The sequence below is a fragment of the Methanobrevibacter cuticularis genome (assembly GCF_001639285.1).
GTDB classification, from domain to species: Archaea; Methanobacteriota; Methanobacteria; order Methanobacteriales; family Methanobacteriaceae; genus Methanobaculum; species Methanobaculum cuticulare.
Window position 1 is genome coordinate 1 of sequence record NZ_LWMW01000044.1, and the last position, 23,948, is coordinate 23,948.

Below are 23,948 nucleotides of genomic sequence, written 5' to 3' on the forward strand. Positions count from 1 at the left end.
GAATTTTACGAGTGCTCAAGAAACTTTCATTAATCATTATTTCATCTAGTTTTTTAAACTCTTCTTCAGTTAATTTAGCTTTTATCCCACCATTCTTGTATTTTGGATATAAATTTTCATATCCTCCCTCATTCCACTCATCTAACCATCTATGCCCAGTAGATAATGAAATTTCCATCAATTCTACTGCTTCATCAACGCTTTTTCCATTGTACAAAAATCGAATAAAAATCAACTTTTTTAAAACATCAGCTTCTTGCTGATGCCTACTAATAATTTTATTCAAACAACTTTTCTTAACACACATTTTAACTCTTTTTTGTATTTTATTTACCATAAAAATAATTTACTTCACATTACTTTTAAACTTTTCGATTTAAACTATATATTTTATTAAGAATTATATCAATTTGATTAAAATTATTATATGGTAAGTATAGTATATTTTATTCATTGACCTCAAAAATATTTCATTTTTTAAAAACTAATAATTGAAGTTTTATTAAAAATAAAAAATAGAAAAATATAAAGATAGATAACTTATAAATTTTTTTAGTCTTCACTACAACGATCTAACCAACTACAGCAACCACACGAGCTGCATGGTGCAAGAGTAATGCTAGAATCAGTTATATCAACTACTTCACCACAACCATCACATTGATAAAGACCATCTCCAGGTTGATCACCACATTCATAATCTGCCATTAATTCACCCCCTTTAATTGGAATATGAGTTTGACTTATTTTCTATTATTAATTAACCTAAATCTATGATATTATGTAACAATACACTATATGATATGTCTTGTATCTGATCAAAGTTGATTGATTTCTTTTCTTTAGAAAAAAGCTTTGGATTTAAATCTATATCAACTTTCTTAATATAACCCTGTTTTTCATCAATATCAATATCCTCAACTAGACCTATTGTATTACCTTCTCTATCAACAACAATTTTACCTATTAAATCTATTACTCTCATCTTAATCACCTCTTTTTTTCTCTTCAAAGATCTAATAATTTGAATATCATTCCTTTTTAGTCAACTGAATATTTTCATTGAAAACGTGAGTATTACATTACTATCTTAAAATATATAAATTTTAACCAAATATGATAACTTATTATATATAAAGAAACAATTTTCATTAATTTTCATCGTTGTAAATGCAATAGTTGTATTCACAACATTTATATAGAATTAATTAATTAATATATTATGAAATCAATTATCTTTTTAATTGATTTTTATTAGCTATAATGGGGAGAGATTTATGGATTCTATTAAAAATTTTGGTGAAGATTCTTCTTTTGAATATCCATTGGCTGCTCTAATATCTATCATATATCGAACTCACAATGTATATTTGAATCATATATTAGAAGAATTTAATCTTACAGCAGGTCAAATTCCTTTTATCTTACATTTGCTCAAAAAACAAAATATTTCACAAAATGATTTTGCTGAAGATTTATTTGTAGATAAAGGAACTGTAGCCATTGCATTAAAAAGGTTGGAAAAAGAAGGAATAGTTAAAAGAAAGAGATTGGATGACAACAGAAGAAAATATATCATCTATTTCACACCTTCAGGTAGAGAAATTGCATTAAATATTGAAAAATTAAATAAAGAATGGGAAGATTCAATTTTAGAAGGCTTAACTGATTTACAAAAAGAGAAAGTTATGGAATTAGCTAAATCATTCTCATTGAAGTCTATTGAAATAATTCAAAAATGTTCTGATATGTAAAATTATTGATATGTAAAATTATTATAATATTTAAGATTATTTTGATTTTTCTCGAATTATTTTGATTTTTCTTGGATTATTTTGATTTTTCTTGGATTATTTTGATTTTTTTGGTATTTATGGGATTATTATGATATTTTTGATTATAAAAGAGTTAATTTACTATTAATTATGGAGAGATAAAAGAATGGATAATTATGAAAATGAGAATCATACTAATATTGCATTAATTACAGGAGATCCTAAAAGAGCAATTAGAAAATTAGCTTGGCCAATGATGATAGCTATGTTTCTTACAATGGCATACAACTTGGCTGATGGAATATGGGTAGCTGGACTAGGGACAGAAGCATTAGCAGCATTAGGATTTGCAACACCACTATTCATGATTGTTGTAGGTTTAGGAAGTGGACTTGGAGCAGGAGCTAATTCTTTGATTGCGAGATATATAGGTGCAAGGAACAAGAAAAAAGCAGACAATGCAGCAATACATTCAATCTTACTAACAATAGTAATTTCAATAATATTAATGATTGTATTATATATTTCATTAAAAGATTTACTATTACTTATGGGTGCAGGAGACTCAATAGATTTAGCACTGGAATATGGATACATAGTGTTCATTGGATTATTTGTATTTTTATTTTCTAATGTTGGAGCAAGTGTGTTAAGAGCTGAAGGAGATGTTAATCGTGCTATGTATGCTATGGCAATAACAGCAATTTTAAACATTGTTATTGATCCAATATTTATTTATAGTTTAAATATGGGTATGGCAGGAGCAGCATGGGCAACAATATTATCAGCGTTAATATCTTGTATTATAATTGCGTATTGGCTGTTTATTCAAAAAAATACATATTTATCATTTAGTAAAAAAGCTTTTAATTATAGTAACAAAATAATGAGTGATCTATTAAATGTAGGTTTACCTGCTTCAGCATCTACTTTAATAATGTCTGTATTATCCATGATTCTAAATTTAATCCTAGCTATCGTTGCTGGTAATTATGGCGTCGCAATTTTCACTGCAGGATGGAGAATTTTATTAATGGCACTTATTCCTCATCTAGGATTAGGAACTGCTGTTTTAACAGTTATAGGTGCAGGTTTTGGTGCTAAAAATTATGCTAAAATGTCTGAAGGATTTAATTATGCTATTAAATTAGGATTAATCTTTGCCATAATTATCAGTATTATAGTATTTGTTTTTGCAGAACAAATAGCTTTAACATTTGCTTATACTGAGGCTAATGTACATTTGATACCAGGAATTGTAGATTTTCTTAGAATCATGACAATATTCTTTATTACAATTCCAATTGGGTTAATTCCAACATCAACTTTCCAAGGAGTTGGAAAAGGATTAAGCTCTTTTATAATGATTCTATTACATTCTCTTATATTTATAAGCATTTTTTCATATTTATTTGCCATAGTATTCAATATGGGTGTAATTGGAGTATGGTGGGGGTTAAATCTTGGAGGAGTCATTGGAGTCACAATTAGTTATATATGGGTTAAAATTTATCTAAATAAATTACTAGGAATGAATTCACTTCGAAATGACAAAAATGACGTGATTAGTGATATTAATTAAATTTTGTAAATAATATTCAATAAGAATGATTTTTCATTTTTTTTAATTTAAGATCTACCTTATTTTAATATTATGTTGTAAACAATATTCAATAAGAATGATTTTTCATTTTTTTTAATTTAAGATCTACCTTATTTTAATATTATATCTCTTTTTAAGCTAGATTTTAAATTTTTAACATTTTAAATAATATTAGAAAGCTTTTAGTTCTTTTTTTTATTTTTATCGTGTTATTTTTTTATCATCAATATTTATTTTATTTCCATTTTTTTAAAAATAATTATAAAATTCATCAACTATTTATTTATGTAAGATCATAATTTAGTTATGAGGTATGAAAAATGAACTGTCCAATGTGTGGATGCGATTCTACAGAGACTTTGAAATCAAAAACAGTACCATCAAAAACTAAAGAAGTTAATGAACTGTTATTAAAATGTAAAAATTGTGATTTTGTCTTTAAAGATTCTATAATAGCTAATAAACCAGTTAGCTATCGTTTAATTATAAGTGAACATGAAAAATCCAAGAAAACTTTCATAGATCTTTATAGCGATGAAAAATTATCTAAGGATAATATTCTGTTGTCTGATTTAGGACAAGTTGAAATCAAATCTTTAGAACTGAAAGATGGTAAAAGAGTGGATTCAGCTATTGCTAAAGATGTTTCAACAATTTGGGCATCTTCTATGGAAATCCCTGCTCGTGTAGGAATATCTGTTGATTTTTCAGGGGATGTTGATTCTTATAAAGTTGATGTTGATAGAGATTCAAAATTCGCAGTGGATGATATTTTAAAGGTAGATGATAAAATAATCAGAATATATGCAATAAAAACCTTAGAAAGAATCTTAAAAAAAGGTTTTGCTAAATCTTCAGTTATAAAAAGGGTTTATGGAAATCCTGTCAACTTAAAGAATTATGACTATGATTTAACTGCTAATATAGTTTATAAGAAAATAACAGCATATAAAAAATAAGTTTTTATTCTTTAAATCTAATTTTTAAAGATGAATTATTTTTAAGCTATCTCCAAGAAATATTTTTAAGCTATCTCCAAGAAATATTTTTAAGCTATCTCCAAGAAATATTTTTAAGATATCTTCAAGAAATATTTTTAAGATATCTTCAAGAAATTTCTAATTTTTAATAATTAGATAATTTACTATGAGCTTAATTTTTAAATTTAATTATTAACTAAGTTAATATAAGAATTATGATTAATAATATGATTGAATTTTATGTCAAATCTAAATAAAAACAATAAATCATCATCAAAAGTATTTATTGAAACTTATGGTTGCACTTTTAATAAAGCAGATTCTCAAATAATAGCTGGATCATTAATCGAAAATGATATTGAAGTAGTAGGTACTATTGAAGAAGCTGATGTAGCTATTGTGAACACGTGTTATGTAAAACAACCAACTGAAAATAAAGTTACTAATAAAATACAGAAACTGAATGAACAATTTCCTGATAAGAAAATAATCGTTAGTGGATGTATGGTTGAAATTGATCCAAAAAAATTGGATAAAATAGCTCCAGCTGCAAGTTGGATAGGACCTCATAAACTTAATCACGCTCCTGATGTTGTTAGATCTACTCTCAATGGACAAATTTCGAGAGAATGTGGATTTACTAGAGATTCGAAAGTAGGAGTTCCTAAAATTAGGTTTGATCCTTTTATTCATATAATACAGATTTGTGAGGGATGCTTAGGAACTTGTAGCTATTGTTGTACTCGATTTGCAAGAGGGCCTCTTAATAGCTATTCTATTGAAGATATCAAAAAAGAAGCCAGTGAAGCAATAGCTGAGGGCTGTGTTGAAATTCAACTCACTGCTCAAGATACTGCTGCCTTTGGAAAGGATACAAAAGAGAAATTGTCAGATCTTATACGAGAAATAGCTACCTTAGATGGAAATTTTAGAGTTCGTGTTGGAATGATGCACCCTAAAAACATTGGTAATGATCTTGATAATTTAATTAAAGCTATTAATCTTCCAAATGTTTATAAATTCATTCATTTACCTATTCAAAGTGGTAGTAATAAGGTACTTCAAGATATGAGACGAGAACATGACATAGATGAATATAAGCATATTGTTAAAAGATTTAAAGAAGGAATTCCTGAATTGACAATAGCTACTGATATAATTGTGGGTTATCCTACAGAAGATGATGATGATTTTAATAAAACATCAGAACTTTTGGAAGAGATTAAACCAGGACTCATACATCTATCTAAATATAAACATAGGGAAGGAGCAAGCTCTTCCACACTTCCTGAAATTCCATATAAAATTATGAAGAAAAGATCTAAAGATCTAACAGATATCAAATCAAAGATAACTGAAGAAGAAAATAGAAAACTCATTGGATCAATCCAAGATGCTTTAGTTGTTGAGGAAGGATCTAAAGGAGGCTTCATAGCTAAAACAAATTTTTACATCCCCGTAGTTGTGGAAGATGCAGAAATCGGGACTTTTATTAAAGTTAAAATCACAGAAACCACAAGTACATACTTAAAAGGAATTAAAATAGACTAATTATCATTTTTCAGATATTTTTTTTATTTTTAGACTTTTTTTTATTTTTATTGGTATGATGGTTTTTATTTGTATTGTGTATGATTTTTTTATTTGTATTGTGTATGATTTTTTTATTTTTATTAGGTATGATGGTTTTTATTTGTATTGTGTATGATTTTTTTATTTTTATTAGGTATGATTTTTTAATTATCAATAATGTAGTGTATTATTTTTAATTTTATTACAGTTTTGATATGTTTTCATATTTTGTATCTCGAATTGCAGGTGTTCGGCCTAAATCTTCGGCTAAATGTTTTAGTTTGTTAATTTCTGTTCTTACTCCATGTGAAGCTCCTGCAGATTTGGAGATGTTTTCCTCTCCTAAAGTTCCTCCTAGATCATTTGCACCAGATATCAATCCTATCTGTGCAAATTTAAACCCTAATTTCACCCAAGACACTTGGATGTTTTCGAGATAGTTATGGAACATTAGTCTGGCTATTGCATAGACTTTTAAATCTTCAGTTCCTGTGGTTCCGGGGTTTGATTTTCCTTTTAAGAATATTGGAGCTTTTTCATGCATAAATGTGAGGGGTACGAATTCTGTAAATCCTTTGGTTTCCTTTTGAATTTCTCTTATTATATTTAAATGATTAATTCTATCTTCTAATGTTTCAATATGTCCATACATCATGGTAGCTGTTGTTTTAATTCCTATTTTATGTGCAGTAGACACAACATCTTTCCATTCTTCTACAGTTAGCTTTCCAGGGCATATTATCTTCCTAACATCATTATTTAGGATTTCTGCTGCAGTTCCTGGGGTGGTTCCAAGTCCTGCCTTTTTTAATATTTTTAATGATTCTTCTAAAGGAAGTTCAGCTTTTTTTGATCCGTAATATAGTTCCATCGGTGAAAATGCATGTATATGAACATTGGGGCATTCTGATTTTACAGCTTTTAAGATGTCTTCATAGAAGTATATATCTACATCCTTATGTAATCCTCCTTGGATACATAATTCTTTTGCTCCATTATCGTAAGCATGCTTTCCTATTTTAGCTACTTCTTCCACATCTAAAAAGAATGCATCATCATCTTTTTGATCTCTTTTGAAGGCACAGAAACCACAATTCCCAGAACATATATTCGTGAAGTTTATATTCCAATTTTCAATAAAAGTTACATTATTCCCAACTACTTTTTCCCTTACCATATCTGCAGTAGCTATTAATGCATTGATCTCTTTACCTTTTACATTCATCAAGTATAATGCATCTTCTTTGGAAATAGGATTATCAAGACTATTTTCTAAAATTTTTTTAGTTCTTTCAGTTATATTTGGATTGGGAAACATAATATTATTATTTTTAAATCTTAATATTAAAATTTTCGATTTATATTGCTAGATATTTTTTTTATTTCACTGTTTCTTATTAGATTGTTTTAAGATTCATTTATAGAGATTTTAATTTTGAAATTAATTGTATGCTTTTTATTATAGTTTTTATTGTGTATTTGACCCTTAATTTTAGAATTAATAGTATTATTCTTTATTTTATGTGAAATATTGATTGTTTAATGTTAAAATATTTTTTAAGATGCAATAATTTTTTATTAATATAATTTGTGCGTTTTTAATGTAGATTTACTAAAATAAAGAATTTTTAATATTTTAAGACCTAAATTTTTTAGTAGTTTAAATTATTTATTTTTCTAATTTAACATCAAATTTTCTTTAATTAGCAACCACTACTTTAAAAATTTATACATTATAAATTTATAATAATTTAATGATTAATTTTAAATTATACAATATTGTAAGAGATTTAAACCGATAGCTTTATATACCATATCGAACAACATTAAATTGGAGGTGAAAATATGAGTGAATTACCAATTGCACCTGTAGGTCGAATATTAAAAAATGCCGGTGCACAAAGAATTAGTGATGACGCAAAAATTGCATTAGCAGAAGCACTAGAAGAACAAGGTGAAGCATTAGCTAAAAAAGCTGTTGATTATGCTCGCCATGCCGGTAGAAAAACTGTGAAAGCTGAAGACATCAAATTAGCTATCAAATAAGAAGTTTTGAACTATTGGCCTATTCTGGCCAATTTTCTTTTTTTATTAAATAGTTATTACATTTAAAATTTCATTATTCTGTTTTGTATAAATTAGCTATTCTATTTAAAGATTTTAATCATTTTATAGCCATCATTCTATATTCCACGTAGTTTTTCAATCATAGCTATTAACCTATAATTACCAATAAATGGAAAAGGTTATATATTAATTAAACTATATCTTAGAAGGTGTATAGGACCGGTGGTCTAGGGGTATGATACCTCCCTGACACGGAGGTGATCACGAGTTCGAATCTCGTCCGGTCCATTTGCCGTGGTAGTTCAGTTGGGAGAACGCTAGACTGAAGATCTAGATGTCGCTGGTTCAAGTCCGGCCCACGGCATACAATTACTTGTTTTTCAATATTATTTATTTTATTTTTAATTTATTCTTTAATTATAAATTATATTTAGAAATAGAATTCTTTTTTTTCCACTCTTTATTTAGAAAATTATTATCAAAAACATTATAATTTTGATAAGCTTTATCCAGTAATATCTATTGGAAATTTTATAAAAATATGATAATTAAAGAAATAAGCTCAATATCATGCGAATAATATAAAAAGAAATATAAAAAGAAATATAAGAAGGAATATAAAAAAATTTTGCATGTTTTTTAAGAAAAGATTAGTCTTTATCGAGGTTTACTAGAACACTATCTACTATGTTATCTATTTCACTAAAAGAAATTGGATTATCTTCGGATGCTAGTTTATCTGTTTTTTCTTTCACATCAATGCTTTCAATTAGACCTGTATGTTCATCGATCTCAAGATTATCAACTTTGCCTAAATTGTTACCTCTAGTATCAATAATCTTCATACCTATTAATGTATTTGCTTTCATTTTAATTCACCTCAGCTTTTCCAAAAATGTGAATATTACATTACTATTTTATCTTATTTAAATTTTCACCAGGAATGAGAAGTTTTTATAAAAGATTTTTATAAAGAATTTCTTTTTATTTAATTTTTCATTTATAATAATTATAAAGGATGTAACTGATTACAACTGCAACATTTCTAATATTACAAAAAAATCAATTAAAGGAAAAAATATTATAAATATCTAGATCATTAGCATATGTGAATACCATATAAATATTTATAAATGAATAAAAAAGAAAAAATAAGTATTTCTAAATCATTTAACCCATAATAACATCATGAAAATAACAAGAATATTCTTTTATAAAAATATTTATATAATCATAATTGAATTATTTACTTTAAATAAAATATGAATGTAGTATTGGATAAAACTTTTCAAATTGAATTTAACTCTAGATATTTTAAATAAAATATGAATGTAGTGTTGGATAAAACTTTTCAAATTGAATTTAACTCTAGAGTTAATTTTATGATTATATTAATTCATTAAATAGCTAATTTTAAAGATATTCAAGCCTCAATAGTATACTTATGTTATAATTTTGAAAATTTTTTTCCAGTACCATAAAAGAAAAAAACTAAAAATAGTAATAATTAAACAGAAATTTAACTTTCTTTTTTAAAATGTAGTTCTATGACATTATTTATAGGTAACCAAGTCACTTCATTATTTCCATACTCAATTTTAATCATGTCATTAGTTAATTCAACAGTTTTTACAATCTTATCTGGGTCTGGTTTCATTTTAACATCACTAGTGATAGTTTCCATAGGGCTTCCAATAATGAAATTCAATGTACTATTTTTATAGACTACTTCAATTCTTTTTAAAAACATTTTTATCTCATCCACTTATTTTAATTACTAGCTGTTATGTTTTTAATAACATTAATAGTTTTTCTCATGTAAGTTGACATTTTGATAATTTTACGAAAAGAGGTAGAAAATATGAGAATTATTAACTAAATTATTCTCATTATGCTGTTAAAGAAGAGATTTAGTTATTGGGTGTTTTAAGGATAATGCATCTATTTTTATCTATTTAAAAGTTAGTTGATGCTTTTATTGTCAAAGAATAAAAATTAAATTAGTTTACTCTTGTAATCGTTATTTGATCTCCCATATCCTTTATTTCTCCTTTATCTAATTTTAAAGCTTCTTTTTCTAATTTATAGGTTTCCCATATCTTATTTAAGTTTTCTCTGAATGTTTCGTAATTGTTTATTGGTGTTTTTCTATCGACTTCATCTAATTGATTCACTAAGGGAATTAATTCTCCTTCAATTAGTTTTATGGTTTGCCATTCATCATTTTCAAAAAGATTTCGATACTCTTTGAAATATATTAAATTAGGCTTATTTGATTTGGTTTCAATTATATGCATTTCAACCACTTTTTTGTTTTCATAACATATTTCATAAGTTAGTTCGGCATGATCCATTTTTTCACCATCATTTAGCAATATTATTTTATTAAAGAGTGTTTTAGCAATATTATTTTATTAAAGAGTGTTTTAGCAATATTATTTTATTAAAGAGTGTTTTAGAAATATTATTTTATTAAAGAGTGTTTTAGAAATATTATTTTATTAAAGAGTGTTTTAGAAATATTATTTTATTAAAGAGTGTTTTAGAAATATTATTTTATTAAAGAGTATTTTAGAAATATTATTTTATTAAAAGGTATCTTAGAAATACAATCACATTTTATTGGTTATTTGTAGTCAGTATTTATGATTGCTAATGTTATGGTGATTATTTATGATTATTATGTCAGAATAGCTTTAGCTATTTTTAATTTCTATGTTAGTCTACTAATTGTTTTTCATAGATTCTTTTATACTCTTCTATGATTAAATCTCCAGAAGAGGTTCCTATTCTATTTGCACCTGCAGCTAACAGTCTTATGGTTGTTTTATAATCTTTTATTCCACCTGACGCTTTTATTTTTATATTAGGGGCAGTTTTACGAATTAGATTAATGTTAGCTGCTTTTGGACTTAGACCAGATGATCCTGTAGAGGTTTTTATAAAATCTGCCTTCGCAGCACTTACTATTTCACAAATACGAACTATTTCCTCATCATTTAAAAGTTCTGCTTCAATAATAACTTTTAGTATTTTATCATTAGTTACTTTTTTAACAGTTTCAATTTCTTCTTTAATTGTGTCATAATCTTCTGATTTCATAGCTTCTATATTCATGACCATATCCAATTCATCGGCATGATTTTTAACTGCTATTTCAGCTTCTTTAACTTTTATTTCAGAATTAACAAAACCTAATGGAAATCCTATAACTGTACAAATTTTAACAGAGCTATCCTTTAGAAGATCTTTTGCATATTTTACATAATAAGGAGATACAACAACAGAATAAAATCCATAATGTTTTGCATGATTACAAAGTTTTTCAATATCCTCTTTTTTAGCAATATTACTTAAATTAGTGTAATCTATAGTATTTGCTAATTCTTCAGATGATCTTATTTTATTCATAACAATCACTTTTAATTCATTTATAGTTCATTATTTATTTTCTAATTTTCATTAGTAATATTCTTATTATTAGTAATAGTTAGTAGTATCATTATTTTTATTAATAGTAATAGTTAGTAGTATCATTATTTTTATTATTAGTAATACTTATTATTATTATTATTCTCATTATTCTTATTATTAATTGGTATTATTAGTACAGGACAATTCTTTATGATTATTTTATCTTTAATTCAGTTTTTTAGCCATATATGGTCCTTCTCTTTCATAACCAAACTTGCGATAGTAATTTCTAGCACCAATTCCACTAATTATCAATAATTTGTCTTTATTATTTTTAATAGCTATTTCTTCAGCATTTGAAAGCAATTTTTCACCAAAGCCAGCATGTTGACCTGCAGATTTTCCTTTTGATCCTATTTTTATCATTTTGCCATAAACATGAAGTTCTCTTACAATAGCTGTTTTCTCATCCACTTCTTTTCTATGGGCTTCTTTTGAGGGTAATCTCAATCTAAGAAAACCAGCTAAAGTTTCTTCCATCTCATCTTCAAATGATAAAAATATTTCTTTCCCTTTTGTAGCTGAGTATTTCTCTTTAAATAGCTTGAAATCATCCACATTAATTTTTGATATGTCTTCTGATTTGTTTATTTTATGACCTATTTCTCTACATCTTATACATTGGCATTTTACACCTTCTTTATCTAATTTATTGTAAACCAACTCTCCAAGATTTGATTTTTGTACACCTGCTTCTATTAATGGCGTAGGGATGTCTCTTTGGATTCGCATAGTTCTAACCCATTTTGGAAGTATTTTTTTTATTTTTACAATTAAATCAATAGCTTCTTCATCTTCATAAGGTTTATACTTTCCTTCTTTCCATAGGTCATAGAGCTTACTCCCCTTTGTCACAAGGCAAGGATATATTTTTAACATATCTGGTTTAAAGGATTCATCTCGGAATACTCTTTTGAACATTCTTAAATCCATATCTGGATTGTTTATCAACCCCGGAATAAGGTGCATAGCTACTTTTATTCCAGAATCTCTTAAAATTTTATTTGCATTGATTACATCATGAACTGTGTGGCCTCTCTCCATTCGCTTATAAATAAAATCGTATGTCGTTTGAACACCTAATTCAACTCTTGTAACTCCCATATTGAGCATTCTATCAACATCTTCGATTTTACAGTAATCTGGGCGTGTTTCAAATGTCATTCCTATACATCTTATCTTTGAATTCTCATTAACTCTTTGAACATCTTCAAGTAAGACATAATCATTGGGGGGGTAAATTTTTAGAAGATTTTTTGATATTTTTGTATCAATGTCCTTTTTATTAGTGATTTTAGATAGTTCTGAGTTTGTATTAGTTTTTCTTGTTTTTGGGTTATTAGTTATTGAATTATTTAATTTTGAATCATTATTCTTTGGGTTTGAATTAATACTAATATCTTCTAAATTTACTCTGGTATTAACATTTTCTAAATTTAATCCAGTATTAACATTTTTTAAATTTAGTCTGGTATTAACATTTTCTAAATTTAATCCAGTATTAACATTTTTTAAATTTAGTTTGGTATTAACATTTTCTAAATTTAATCCAGTATTAACATTTTCTAACTTTGCTCCAGTATTAATATCTTCTAAATTTAATCCAAAATCAATCATTGCTTTTATACATTGAGATATGAACCATTGTTGATATGATAACTCTCTTGAAGGAAAAGTTCCTCCCATTATTATTAATTCAACTTTATCTACAGGATGTCCCACTGCATTTAGCTGATTCAATCTATTGTAACATTGGGTGTAAGGATCAAAATTAAACATTCGAGCTCTTAGTGCTGCTGGTTCCTCTCCAGTGTAACTTGGTGGAGCTAACTCACTTTCAGGACAATAGAAACATCTTCCATGAGGACATTTGTGAGGATGACACATAACAGCTACAATAGCTACTCCAGAGATGGTTCTCGTTGGTTTTTTTCTTACTATATTGGCTACTATGTCTCTTTCATCAGAACTCGTATATTTTAATATATCAGAATTACTCATGAATTTTAATAAATTGAAATCTCTACAAATTTGTCTTTTAGCTTTTTCTAATTCATGCCGAGATTTTATTTTTTTATCTATAATATCATCAATTATTAACCGGCATGCTTTCTCCATAGATTTAATCTCCTTAGTTTATTATTTCAATTTATTTGTAAACAAAATATAGATAATTATATATATTTTCGAATACATAAATTTTATCATGTTATGTATAGTCTAATCATGAAATAGTTAAAGATAGTATTATTTATATATTTTACTGAGGATATTAAAATGAGAATTAAGAAGTTATTAGGGATGCAAGTATTAGACATGGATGCAAATGATATAGGAAAAGTAACTGATGTTGATTTTAATTCTGTAAATGGAAGAATTGACAAAATAGCTATTTCCTTGAAGAAAAATATTTTATCTCATGATGAAGTAATGATCCACTATGATAATATTCAGAGTATTGGAGATTATGTTTTATTGAAGATAAATATTGATAGGGATAATAAAGATAAAACTGAAGACTGAAGTCGGATTAGATTGTTAATTAACTATTATTGAGGTTATTTATTGATTTCAAATTAGATTGTTAATTAACTATTATTGATGGTATTGATTTTATAAGATAGACTATTTGATTAAATTAAATTATTTAGTTTTTACAAAAAATTATATATCACATCTTTTTCATTAGTAATGGTGTTATTATGGAAATTAAGGATGCTAGAGGGAAATTAGTTGAAATAGGTTCTTATATTAGGTATGTTGGTACTGGAACTATTGGTAAAGTAGTTGATACTAAAAAAGAAGATGAAGAGTCTTGGGTAAAATTGGAAAATCCTAATTTGTGGTATTCTTCTAAATTCATCGAAACTGTGAATGAAAAGAACATTGAAAAAATTAAAAATAGATATGTCCCGAAAAATAATACTGAAACCAAAAACAACTCTGATAATTTTGAAAATGTTTCTTTAGGTTCAGGTGGTGCAGAAGGAGGAGGTTAACCTTCTAACTCTTTATTATTCTCATATTCATTATTAGACATTTCTTTTAATATTTATAATGATATTTATTTTAATATTTCTTTTAATATTTATCTTGGATATGTTTTTCTTATTTATAATTCTTTTTAAATTCAAATTATAATCAATTCAAATTTTTACTTCATATTATTGATTTTCATATTAGTTCTTTACTTTTATAATCATAGCAATCATTTATTTGTATTATTTTTTCTTAGAAATTCTATAAAATTCATTTATAGTAATTTATCTGTTATAAATTCTAGTAGCTATTTAATTATAGTCATCACGTATAATAGGCAGATGGGAATATTTATAATGTTTGTTATAAATAGTCTTATTGTTAGTTGAAAGTAATAATTGTAAGTAGTAAATTTCTATTGAGAACAATTTATTATTATTGATAATAGTTAGATAAAAAAATTATAGGTTGGTGTTCCATGATTAATAAGAGAATTTTAGGGATTTTAGGGATTATATTGGGGGTTATATTATTATCAATTCCTTTCTTTGATATATTTATTTTAGACAATGTGATAGCTATTGCAATTATCATTTTAGGAATTTATTTGATTTTTAAAGGGATACAACATTGGGAAGAGAATAAGGCAACTACTGTATTTTTTCTATTAATAGCTCTTTTTGCAATAGTTTTTGGCATTATGTTAATTGAAAATATAGTACTATTTAGTATTTTAGTAATCTGGGCATTGTATATTGCTGGTTTCTTATTGATATTGGGAGGAATAGCTGGTTTAACCACACGAAGTAAGAATAGTTTCTCTAAAGAATCTTCAGCATTAGCACTGATTTTTGGAATTGTTCTTTTAATGTCTGCACAAATATCTTTGAAAATTCCAGGTTTTGGGGATTATTTGGTGGCTCTTATAATAGGTATTTGGTTAGTTGTAGAGGGATTTATTTTCGTTTTAGGTACAAATAAAGAAGTTTTTAATCAATAAGATAGGATTTAATATAACTTAATTTTTTCATTTTTTATTTATAATATTCTTAATAAGATAAAACTTAATTAATTATTAAAATATTGATAAAGTTATTAATGGAGTGTTTTAAATCACATTTATAAGAAAACATTTATTAATACCTTCATATATAAGAATATTATATATTATTTATTAATATTAGATGAATGAATATAAATTATTTGTTTGTATGGGATGAATGAATATAACGGTATTTGAAGTAGATTAATTATATTTTTTTGTAGGTGTTTATATGGAAAACAAATCGATTATAGGAGTTTTAGCAGTAATTTTTGGTATTTTAATAATAGTATTCCCTTTTACAAGTCAAATTGTATTTGCAGTTATTGCAGGTATTGGTATAGTAGTATTTGGTGTTTATTTATTGGTCATGGGAGCTAGTTTTTGGAGTTTAAGTAAAGCTGCATCTGTAGCATATGTCATACTAGGTATTCTTGCATTGATTCTTGGTTTAATGTTGTTAGGTAATGCATTCCTATTTGATCTTTTAGTGAGTTTCTATCTTTATGTTACTGGATTCTTGTTACTATTTACTGGGTTTATAGGTTTATTCTCAAGAGCTCATGTAGTCACAAAAGGTTCTGCTGCTTTAATGGGGATTTTAGGTATTTTAACAATAGTTTTAGGGTATTTTGCATTACTAAGTCCAGTATATGTAGCTATTATTATAGGAGTCAGTTTGATCGTTGATGGAATAGCTGTTGCTATGGGAGATTTTAAAGTAATTGAATAATTTTTTTAATTTACATTTTTTATTCATTCTCTCATAGTAATTCTTTTTTATTATTTTTATTATTATTATTATCATCCAATGTTAGTTGTTAGAGATTTAAAAAAAGTTTTAATTTTATTTTAGTAGTTTTGAACAAAGACTCTTATATTTTTAGCTAGTTTTGGCCCAATTCCTTCTATTTTTTGTAGTTGGGTTTCATTTATAGGTCTTAGATCCTCTCCAAATGTTTTTATTAAAGCTCTTGCTCGTTTTCTCCCTAACCTTTTTACTCCTATGACTAATAGAATTAAATCATCTCTTACTCCATAGTACAATCTAGCTGAGAGGTAATCTAAATCTCTTGAGTAATTATATCTTCCTAAAACTTCAAGAATATTTTTAAAGAACTTTACAAGCAGAGATGCTTCATATGCAGAACGCCTTGTTGAGGCAGAATAAACATTATAAGCATTTTCAATTTCATATTCACTTCTTTCATCAATCCATTCAAGGAGTGCTACAGTTGTAGCTTCTGAATTTCCAATATTCATTACAAATAATCCTTTTTCTGAGAGTTTTTCTCTAACCGGATCCTTACTTTTTCTTCCTTTAAATGATATAAGGGGTAAATCAGGAGTTAATGATAATTGATATATAAGTTCATTTATATCAAGTTCCTCTAATTGAGTTGCATATTCTTTTAATTTTACAGAGGTTTCCACAGTGTAGTTAGACTTAGCTATTAAGTTTCCAAAGGCTGTAGCTTTTAAACCATCAGGAGTAGCTTGAAGGATTCCATTTTTCAGTAAAAATTCTAAAGCAGTTTCTATTTCATACTTTAAACTATCTTCTGCAAAAAGACTCATAGAGGGGTTATTTGTCATTTGATAACCATAAAAAGTCATTTTGAAGAAATTTTGGATCTCTTCTGGATTTTTTGATAAGCTTGAAGCTACTTGTGATATAATTTGTTTATACACAGCGTCTTTATTTTCTATGAGCTTAGAATTAGTAGTTTCAATTTCTCCATGGATATATTTCTCTTGAAGATCACATGCTTCATCTAAAGACTTGGCTACAAGATATGAAAAACCCACATCATCATATTGTGGTCTTCCAGCTCTTCCAGACATCTGCTCATAATCAAAAACAGGAATAGCTTGAGGGCCTTGAGAAGTCCAACGAGTATAATCACGTATAACTACAGATCTTGAAGGCAAATTAACTCCATACATTAAACTTGGAGTGGCAGCAATCATTAAAAGATTTCCTTTCCTAAATTCTTCTTCGATTATCTCTTTTTGCTCATTGAACAAACCTGCATGATGAAAAGCAGCTCCATTTTCACAACTTTCTGCTAATTTCAAACAAGTAGAAGTTGGTCTTGAGCCTTTTCTTTTTGGAACTTCAAGAATAGCTTCAGATACCTTTTTAAACATATTCTTTTGTTCAGAAGTAATTTTTTTCTTTATTTTTCCAGAAACGTAGTTACTTAAACTTTCTGTGAATCTTCTAGTTGAAACGAAACTAAGTGCTTGTGAACTGTCTTCAATAGCTTTTTCAACAATTTTCACAACAACTTCATTTTTATTACTTGTATTGAACATTTCTGTATTCAAAACCTCTTTATTTAATGGCACTGGACGATAATCATGTTCTACTACCTTTGCTTCTAACCATCCTTCAATCTCTTCCATATTTTGTAAAGTTGCTGAGAGAGCTACGATTCTTAAATTTGGGTTAATTATCTTAGCTCTCGTTATAGCACATTCTAATGTCGGCCCTCTTGAATATTCTCCAATCATATGAAATTCATCTATGATTAGAGTATCAACTTCACGTAAGGTATCCCATGAAAATCTAGTTAAAGCATCGAAAGATTCAAAAACCATAACAGATAAGTCTGCAGATGATGGATGTTTCCCTACCTCAATTCCATGCTTTTCAAATTCTTTAAACTCTTTTACCTTTTCATTTTGTATTGAAATTAAAGGAGCTGCATAAACGGCTTTTCCACCATTTAAAATAGTTTTTAAAGCAGCCATAATTCCGAGAATAGTTTTCCCACTAGCTGTGGGAATAGCTATTATATAGTTAGATTTAGTTTCTATATATCCAGAATCAATCACATGCCTTTGAGCAGGATTAAATTCTTTGATATATGGATAACAATCCATTATTATATTTTTTATTTCAGTAGGTAGGGTTTCCATATTAATCAATCATTTTTAAGCATATGTTAATTTTAACTGTAAGCATAATTTTAATTTTAAAATGTTAAATTTAGATACAAGTATGATTTAAATTGAATGAATATTTAATAATAAAATCATAAGATTAAAATGTTAAATTTAGATATAAGTATGATTTAAATTGAATGAATATTTAATAATAAAATCATAAGATTAAAATGTTAAATTTAGATATAAGTATGATTTAAATTGAATGAATATTTAATAATAAAATCATAAGATGATTCAATTAAATTTTCTCTTTTTTTATCACACATATATCTGTGATGGTAGTATTGGGATATTGTCCATTTGAATCTTTTTCAACTGCTTTCACCATATCCCAAATTGTCAAAAGTCCCACACTGACTCCAGTAATAGCTTCCATTTCAACGCCTGTTTGACCAAGTGAATTTACACTAACTGTAACTTCAATCTCCCTAGACTTTATTTTAAAATCTACTTCTATCCCTGTAATATTTAAAGGATGACAAAGAGGTATCATATTTGATGTAGTTTTAACTGCATTAATAGCAGCTATTTGTGCAGTTGTTAAAACATTTCCTTTTTTTATTTCCTCATTTTCAATCATGGATACTGTTTCTTTTTGGAGTATAATTTTTCCATTAGCCACAGCTCTTCGTTTTTGAGGTTGTTTTTCACCAACTTCTACCATATGAACCCCTTTTTCAGTTAAGTGTGTAAATTCTTTTTTTGTCATTTAATCATTCCTAATCTATCTTAACTAATATTACTTATTCTTAACTAATATTACTTATAATTATTATATTTTTTATTACTATTTATATTTTATTTATTACTACCATTAATAATATTTATTTCTTACAGGGTTTTAATATTTTTCAATGATCTGAATTTAGACTTGTTCAATTATAATAAGGTATTTCAGCTTCTGCAAAATCCATAGCTCTTTTTCTTGCATTTAATTTGAATTTTGATCTAAGTTCATCATCAGATAAAATTAAATCAATTGCATTAGCTAAATCCTTGGGATTTTTAGGATCTATTAGGAGTCCCACATCTTTTGTTATTATTTCTTTTATTCCACCAACATTACTTCCAATAACAGGCTTTCCACAAGCTAGAGCCTCTATTAAAACTAATCCAAAGCTTTCAGAATATGAGGGCAGTATCAATAAATCAGCACTAGGTATAATATTCTCAATATCATTTCGTGGGCCTGTAAAAATAACATTAGCTATTTTTTCATCACATACTCTTTTTTTCAACTTATTTAAAAGAGGACCTCCTCCTACTACAACTAAAGTACAATTTTCCTTCATCAATTGCTTTGCTTTTAGGAGTGTAACCACATTTTTCCTTTTAATAATGTTTCCAACAAAAAGGATCATAGGTTGATTGGCTGGAATTTTGAGCTCTTTTTTAAATTTAGCTTTTTCATTTGGATGAAATTTATCAACATCAACACTATTCCAATATATTTTTGTTTTATTCTCTATATTTGGAATATTGACCTTTAGGATTTCTTCCTTTAGAGCTTCACTTACAGCTAAAATTACATCGGCATGCTTCAACACAAATTTTAATATAGGTTGCATGAACTTGTGTTGAGGATATAAACAAAACATATCTGAGCCATGGGAAGTCACATAAACCTGTTTTTTGGTAAAAATCCCTGCTAAAACAGCTACAAGCCCTGCAGGATAAAGATAATGTCCATGTATGATATCAATATCATATTTTCTTATGGTATTAATCAGTTGTATTGTACCAAATAAAACAAAAAATAAACTTCTAAGACCACCTATATTTGGTCCTTTTGTGCCTATGACATTAATTCCGTCGATATTTTCTATGTTTTTATGAGGATAAGTGATAACAAAAACTTCATCACCATTTTTCACAAGCTTTTTGGCTAGACTGTGAATATGAACTCCAACCCCCCCAATATGCGGAGGAAACTGACCTACCATAGCTATTTTCATTTTATTCCTCATTAAACAAATATATTATTATTTAATTACTCTTTACTCTTGTTGATAATTATTTTTAATAGTTATTCGCTCAATAATCATTATTTTATTTCTTATTTTAATAATTACTGTTTTATTAGTTATTTTATTATTATTTTATTTCTTATTTTAATAATCACTGTTTTATTAGTTATTTTCTTATTATTTTATTTCTTATTTTAGTAATTATATGTTTATTTTTATTTAAAAATACTTAGAAAGAGCATTTGTTATATAATAATTTAATAATTAATAATTAATAATTAATAATTATTAAGAATTAAAATCATTATAACTATCATAATAATAATAATAATAATAATTTGATTGAATTTTTTAATTTATTTTTGACCATAGTTTGTATTCTATTTGGAATTTAATCTAGTTCCTTTCATATCTACAAGTATTACATCTGTATCAATATTAAACTGGCTTAAACATCTTTCTTTAATAGTTAAGCTTATACTATTTGAAACTTCTTTGTCTAAATCTTCTTCTTTTAAAATAGCTATCATTTCTTCAGTTGTTTTAGAATTAAAAATCTTTTCAATTGTTTGTGAGTTAGCTCCCAATAGTCCAGCATGGGCAGCTATTATTTCTCTTCTACCATCAGCTATTGCATGTTTGGTGTTAAATATTCCTCCGGCTATTTTAACTAATTTTCCAATATGTCCAAAAAGTGTTAATTTATTTATGCCTCTTTTTTTAGCTTCTTCTAACATGAAACCTATGAAATTACCCATTTGTATAACTTGATCTTTATCAATACTTAATTCCTTTAATGCAAGTTTTTCTCCAATATTGCCTGGAACAAAAACAAAACTGTCCTTTTTATAACCTTCAGCAATAGCTATATCTAATTGACATAGTAAAGATTTTTTATAAGCTTTATTAGACATGGATCTAGCTATGCCTGTTGTTCCAAGTATGGAAATTCCTCCAATAATTCCAAGACGAGGATTCATAGTTTTTTTAGCTATTTTTTCTCCATTTGGTATAGTTATCTCTACTTTAGCTATTTTATCTTCAGGGAGATATTTTTCAATGTTATTAGTTATCATAGATAATGGAACTGGATTTATTGCAGGATGATTCACAGGAATTTGAAGTCCTGGTTTTGTTATTGTTCCAACACCTTTTCCTCCAGTAATTATCACATTTTTTTCTACATTATCATCCTTATTTTTATTTAATAATTCAACAATAGCTACGATATCTAAATTAACAGTCACATCAGGATCATTATATGGATATTTCACTGAGGAGGCTATAGCCTTATTTTTAGCTATTTTCTCACACTTTGCAATTTCTACATTGATTTCTTCAAAAGGAGTGATGATATTAACTAATTCTATTGTTTCATCAGTTAAAATTGTTTTTAAAGCTGCAATAGATGATGCTGTGGCTAAACTCCCAGTTGTCAATCCATAAATTGGTTTTAATTCCTTTGAATCAGTAATCTTTCCATCATTGATCATAAAAAGCAGCTTCTTTATTTCAATATTGATTAACTAAAATTCATTTATACTATTATCTTATATTACTATTTTATAGCAACTATTCATAATATTTTTCATAATATTCTTTTATCTTTCATATATTAATAATTTTTAATATTAATAATATAGTTTAATAATACAATAGCTATTGGTTATAAAGGAACTAAGTCAGTATAGAATATTATTTTTTAAAATAAGATGTAATTGATATGAAAATATTGGAAAAATAATAAAAAATATATTAAATTAGAAAATAAATGATATATATGGTATTAATTAAAAAATAAAAAATTTAAATAATTATTTTTTTAATTTAGCCATTAATTCTTCTTTATCAGGGGCTCCAAGAAACTCAACAACACCATTAATAGCTATGGCTGGAACAGCCATTATACCATAATCTACTGCTCTTTGTCTATCAGTCATTATATTAATGACCTCAACTTCCATACTGTCTCCAATTTCTTCCTTTGCTTCTTCTACAAGTTTTTCTGCCATTGGACAGTATGGACAACTTGGAGATGTGAATACTTCTACTTTTAAGCTCATTGTGTAATCCTCCATGTGACAATTATTATAATATCATATTTTGTCTATAGTTATAGTTATTATATTATTCATTCTTATAAATGTTATTATATTATATATTAACAATCAATTAATATTTCACTTTATAACATTTATATATTTTTAATAATATTTAAAATTTGATATATTTTATTATGAAAATCATTGAAAAATAGGCTAAGAATTGTCTAAATGAAATTTTCTATAATAAATAATTAAAAAATATTAAATATTGAGTTATTTTAAATGATGTATTGGGTGAATCTTGGATTTTAGGTTTTTTTTTAAATGATGTATTGAATAATTTTTAATGGTATTCTCTTCAATAAGGGACATAAGAAAATTAAATACCAAGTTCCCCTAAAGGTCCATAATCAGGAGACATGGTAATAACCTGATAACCTGGCCCAATACCTGATTTATTAGCTGCTAATTCGATAGCATATTCTTTTCCACCTAATTTATCGATTAATTTGAAATCAAGAGCTTGTTGTCCAGTATATATTTTTCCTTCTGCTATACTTTCAACATAATCAATAGTTAAGTTTCTATTTTTGGCTACAAGTCCTATAAAATGAGCATATTCTTCATCAATCATTGTTTGGAGCATTTGTCTTTCCTCTGAAGTTAAATTTTTATAATCTGCGCCTATAGCTTTATATTTTCCACCAGTTAATGAATATATGTCTATTCCTTGTTTTTTATAATATTCTGAAAGGTCAGCTAATGTTAATATCACTCCAATACTTCCAGTCCAGGAAGAAGGACTAGCTACTATTTCATCTGCACCTGCAGCTATTAAATAAGCTCCAGAAGTTCCAGTATCACTTATCCAAGCAATCACTGGTTTTTGAGAGCTATTAATTTTACTTAATACTTCTTCACTAGCTACTGGGCTACCTCCGGGACTGTTTATATCTAAAACAATAGCTCCAATTGATGGATCTGTATTAGCCCTATCAATTAATGCATTAATTATATCAGGGTTTGCTACAGTCATATTTTCACTACTTGCACCATACCCAATTTCTCCGGCTACAGGTATAACAGCTACTGCACTAGGTCCAGCGATCATTGAAACTATGGGAATAAAAATTAATATAGCTATAAAAATAGCTATTATTCCGATTCCTCCCAAAATTCCTAATCCAAAATATTTTGTTTTTTTATCCATCATTTCACCATATATTAAAAATAAAAATAAAATATTACAATTTATTCTCATTACAATTTGATATTATAGTTAATATAATTGTTAATATTATAATAATTTTTGTATTGACTAACTTTGATTTTTTGATTGTTTTTGAGGATGGGACACGATTATTTTCAAGAAAAATTTGATTTCTTTAATTTTGATTTAATAGCTTAATCTTTCTTTAAATTTATTGATTTAATAGTTATTATTTTATTAATTGAAACTAAAATTAATAGATATGATAAATTTAAAATA

Annotated in this window: 24 protein-coding genes and 2 tRNA genes; 11 read left to right on the plus strand and 15 right to left on the minus strand. The window is 26.6% G+C overall.

Annotated elements, in window-relative coordinates; translation table 11 throughout:
• From MBCUT_RS01160 to MBCUT_RS01165, 3 genes are all read right to left on the minus strand, one after another.
• On the minus strand, nucleotides 1–307 hold a 307-nt coding region (locus MBCUT_RS01160; RefSeq protein ID WP_169805350.1), incomplete at its 3' end, for a helix-turn-helix domain-containing protein.
• A 245-nt stretch (nucleotides 308–552) separates the two neighbouring features.
• On the minus strand, nucleotides 553–708 hold the full coding sequence (locus MBCUT_RS10695; protein ID WP_157082422.1) for a hypothetical protein: 156 nt from the start codon (nucleotides 706–708) through the stop codon (nucleotides 553–555).
• Nucleotides 709–760: 52 nt separating this feature from the next.
• Nucleotides 761–985 (minus strand): PRC-barrel domain-containing protein, encoded by a 225-nt coding sequence (locus MBCUT_RS01165; RefSeq protein ID WP_067257726.1) that lies wholly within the window; start codon nucleotides 983–985, stop codon nucleotides 761–763.
• A gap of 292 nt (nucleotides 986–1,277) precedes the next feature.
• Between MBCUT_RS01165 and MBCUT_RS01170 the strand changes: the two genes are divergently transcribed.
• The 4 genes from MBCUT_RS01170 to MBCUT_RS01185 all read left to right on the plus strand — a co-directional run bounded on the left by MBCUT_RS01170 (nucleotide 1,278) and on the right by MBCUT_RS01185 (nucleotide 5,909).
• Nucleotides 1,278–1,754 carry a MarR family winged helix-turn-helix transcriptional regulator gene (locus tag MBCUT_RS01170; RefSeq protein ID WP_067257729.1) on the plus strand — a complete coding sequence of 159 codons (477 nt, stop codon included), beginning with the start codon at nucleotides 1,278–1,280 and terminating at the stop codon, nucleotides 1,752–1,754.
• A gap of 187 nt (nucleotides 1,755–1,941) precedes the next feature.
• Nucleotides 1,942–3,357 (plus strand): MATE family efflux transporter, encoded by a 1,416-nt coding sequence (locus tag MBCUT_RS01175; RefSeq protein WP_067257732.1) that lies wholly within the window; start codon nucleotides 1,942–1,944, stop codon nucleotides 3,355–3,357.
• 341 nt (nucleotides 3,358–3,698) lie between these two features.
• On the plus strand, nucleotides 3,699–4,337 hold the full coding sequence (locus tag MBCUT_RS01180) for an HVO_0476 family zinc finger protein (protein ID WP_067257736.1): 639 nt from the start codon (nucleotides 3,699–3,701) through the stop codon (nucleotides 4,335–4,337).
• A 261-nt stretch (nucleotides 4,338–4,598) separates the two neighbouring features.
• Nucleotides 4,599–5,909 carry a tRNA (N(6)-L-threonylcarbamoyladenosine(37)-C(2))-methylthiotransferase gene (locus MBCUT_RS01185; protein WP_067257739.1) on the plus strand — a complete coding sequence of 437 codons (1,311 nt, stop codon included), beginning with the start codon at nucleotides 4,599–4,601 and terminating at the stop codon, nucleotides 5,907–5,909.
• Between the two features lie 223 nt (nucleotides 5,910–6,132).
• Here MBCUT_RS01185 and cofH read toward each other — a convergent pair whose 3' ends face one another.
• Nucleotides 6,133–7,248, minus strand: a complete 1,116-nt coding sequence (cofH, locus tag MBCUT_RS01190) for a 5-amino-6-(D-ribitylamino)uracil--L-tyrosine 4-hydroxyphenyl transferase CofH (protein ID WP_067257742.1) — start codon at nucleotides 7,246–7,248, stop codon at nucleotides 6,133–6,135.
• 527 nt (nucleotides 7,249–7,775) lie between these two features.
• On the opposite strand from cofH, the gene MBCUT_RS01195 reads away from it, so the two are divergent.
• The 3 genes from MBCUT_RS01195 to MBCUT_RS01205 all read left to right on the plus strand — a co-directional run bounded on the left by MBCUT_RS01195 (nucleotide 7,776) and on the right by MBCUT_RS01205 (nucleotide 8,361).
• On the plus strand, nucleotides 7,776–7,976 hold the full coding sequence (locus MBCUT_RS01195) for a histone family protein (protein WP_067257745.1): 201 nt from the start codon (nucleotides 7,776–7,778) through the stop codon (nucleotides 7,974–7,976).
• Between the two features lie 237 nt (nucleotides 7,977–8,213).
• Nucleotides 8,214–8,285, plus strand: a tRNA-Val gene (locus MBCUT_RS01200).
• A gap of 3 nt (nucleotides 8,286–8,288) precedes the next feature.
• A tRNA-Phe gene (locus MBCUT_RS01205) sits at nucleotides 8,289–8,361 on the plus strand.
• A gap of 286 nt (nucleotides 8,362–8,647) precedes the next feature.
• Here MBCUT_RS01205 and MBCUT_RS01210 read toward each other — a convergent pair.
• The 5 genes from MBCUT_RS01210 to MBCUT_RS01230 form a co-directional block, all read right to left on the minus strand.
• Nucleotides 8,648–8,866, minus strand: coding sequence for a PRC-barrel domain-containing protein (locus tag MBCUT_RS01210; protein ID WP_067257748.1), 219 nt, complete (start codon nucleotides 8,864–8,866; stop codon nucleotides 8,648–8,650).
• 650 nt (nucleotides 8,867–9,516) lie between these two features.
• Entirely contained in the window at nucleotides 9,517–9,747 is a 231-nt protein-coding gene (locus MBCUT_RS01215) for a hypothetical protein (RefSeq protein WP_067257751.1), read from the minus strand.
• Nucleotides 9,748–9,997: 250 nt separating this feature from the next.
• Nucleotides 9,998–10,351, minus strand: a complete 354-nt coding sequence (locus MBCUT_RS01220; protein ID WP_067257754.1) for a hypothetical protein — start codon at nucleotides 10,349–10,351, stop codon at nucleotides 9,998–10,000.
• Between the two features lie 364 nt (nucleotides 10,352–10,715).
• Nucleotides 10,716–11,408: a deoxyribose-phosphate aldolase gene (deoC, locus tag MBCUT_RS01225; RefSeq protein ID WP_067257757.1), complete on the minus strand. Its 693-nt coding sequence runs from the start codon at nucleotides 11,406–11,408 to the stop codon at nucleotides 10,716–10,718.
• Nucleotides 11,409–11,636: 228 nt separating this feature from the next.
• Complete coding sequence (locus MBCUT_RS01230) at nucleotides 11,637–13,589, minus strand: tRNA uridine(34) 5-carboxymethylaminomethyl modification radical SAM/GNAT enzyme Elp3 (RefSeq protein WP_067257761.1); 1,953 nt, start codon at nucleotides 13,587–13,589, stop codon at nucleotides 11,637–11,639.
• Nucleotides 13,590–13,748: 159 nt separating this feature from the next.
• On the opposite strand from MBCUT_RS01230, the gene MBCUT_RS01235 reads away from it, so the two are divergent.
• From MBCUT_RS01235 to MBCUT_RS01250, 4 genes are all read left to right on the plus strand, one after another.
• Nucleotides 13,749–13,994: a PRC-barrel domain-containing protein gene (locus MBCUT_RS01235; RefSeq protein ID WP_067257764.1), complete on the plus strand. Its 246-nt coding sequence runs from the start codon at nucleotides 13,749–13,751 to the stop codon at nucleotides 13,992–13,994.
• 179 nt (nucleotides 13,995–14,173) lie between these two features.
• Nucleotides 14,174–14,470 (plus strand): DUF2098 family protein, encoded by a 297-nt coding sequence (locus MBCUT_RS01240; RefSeq protein ID WP_067257767.1) that lies wholly within the window; start codon nucleotides 14,174–14,176, stop codon nucleotides 14,468–14,470.
• A 458-nt stretch (nucleotides 14,471–14,928) separates the two neighbouring features.
• On the plus strand, nucleotides 14,929–15,450 hold the full coding sequence (locus MBCUT_RS01245; protein WP_067257770.1) for a DUF308 domain-containing protein: 522 nt from the start codon (nucleotides 14,929–14,931) through the stop codon (nucleotides 15,448–15,450).
• A gap of 274 nt (nucleotides 15,451–15,724) precedes the next feature.
• Nucleotides 15,725–16,225 carry a DUF308 domain-containing protein gene (locus MBCUT_RS01250; RefSeq protein ID WP_067257774.1) on the plus strand — a complete coding sequence of 167 codons (501 nt, stop codon included), beginning with the start codon at nucleotides 15,725–15,727 and terminating at the stop codon, nucleotides 16,223–16,225.
• A gap of 119 nt (nucleotides 16,226–16,344) precedes the next feature.
• Here the strand turns inward: MBCUT_RS01250 and MBCUT_RS01255 are convergent, their stop codons facing one another.
• The 6 genes from MBCUT_RS01255 to sppA form a co-directional block, all read right to left on the minus strand.
• Nucleotides 16,345–18,426, minus strand: coding sequence for a DEAD/DEAH box helicase (locus MBCUT_RS01255; RefSeq protein ID WP_084270668.1), 2,082 nt, complete (start codon nucleotides 18,424–18,426; stop codon nucleotides 16,345–16,347).
• A gap of 259 nt (nucleotides 18,427–18,685) precedes the next feature.
• A complete protein-coding gene (gene moaC, locus MBCUT_RS01260; RefSeq protein WP_067257777.1) occupies nucleotides 18,686–19,156 on the minus strand; it encodes a cyclic pyranopterin monophosphate synthase MoaC in 471 nt (156 codons plus the stop codon).
• A 166-nt stretch (nucleotides 19,157–19,322) separates the two neighbouring features.
• Nucleotides 19,323–20,402: a glycosyltransferase family 4 protein gene (locus tag MBCUT_RS01265; protein ID WP_067257780.1), complete on the minus strand. Its 1,080-nt coding sequence runs from the start codon at nucleotides 20,400–20,402 to the stop codon at nucleotides 19,323–19,325.
• Nucleotides 20,403–20,794: 392 nt separating this feature from the next.
• Nucleotides 20,795–21,907 carry a cobalt-precorrin-5B (C(1))-methyltransferase CbiD gene (gene cbiD, locus MBCUT_RS01270; RefSeq protein WP_067257783.1) on the minus strand — a complete coding sequence of 371 codons (1,113 nt, stop codon included), beginning with the start codon at nucleotides 21,905–21,907 and terminating at the stop codon, nucleotides 20,795–20,797.
• A 321-nt stretch (nucleotides 21,908–22,228) separates the two neighbouring features.
• On the minus strand, nucleotides 22,229–22,477 hold the full coding sequence (locus MBCUT_RS01275) for an MJ0307 family thioredoxin (RefSeq protein WP_067257786.1): 249 nt from the start codon (nucleotides 22,475–22,477) through the stop codon (nucleotides 22,229–22,231).
• Nucleotides 22,478–22,838: 361 nt separating this feature from the next.
• Nucleotides 22,839–23,669, minus strand: a complete 831-nt coding sequence (gene sppA / locus MBCUT_RS01280; RefSeq protein ID WP_067257789.1) for a signal peptide peptidase SppA — start codon at nucleotides 23,667–23,669, stop codon at nucleotides 22,839–22,841.
• Nucleotides 23,670–23,948 lie beyond the last annotated feature (279 nt).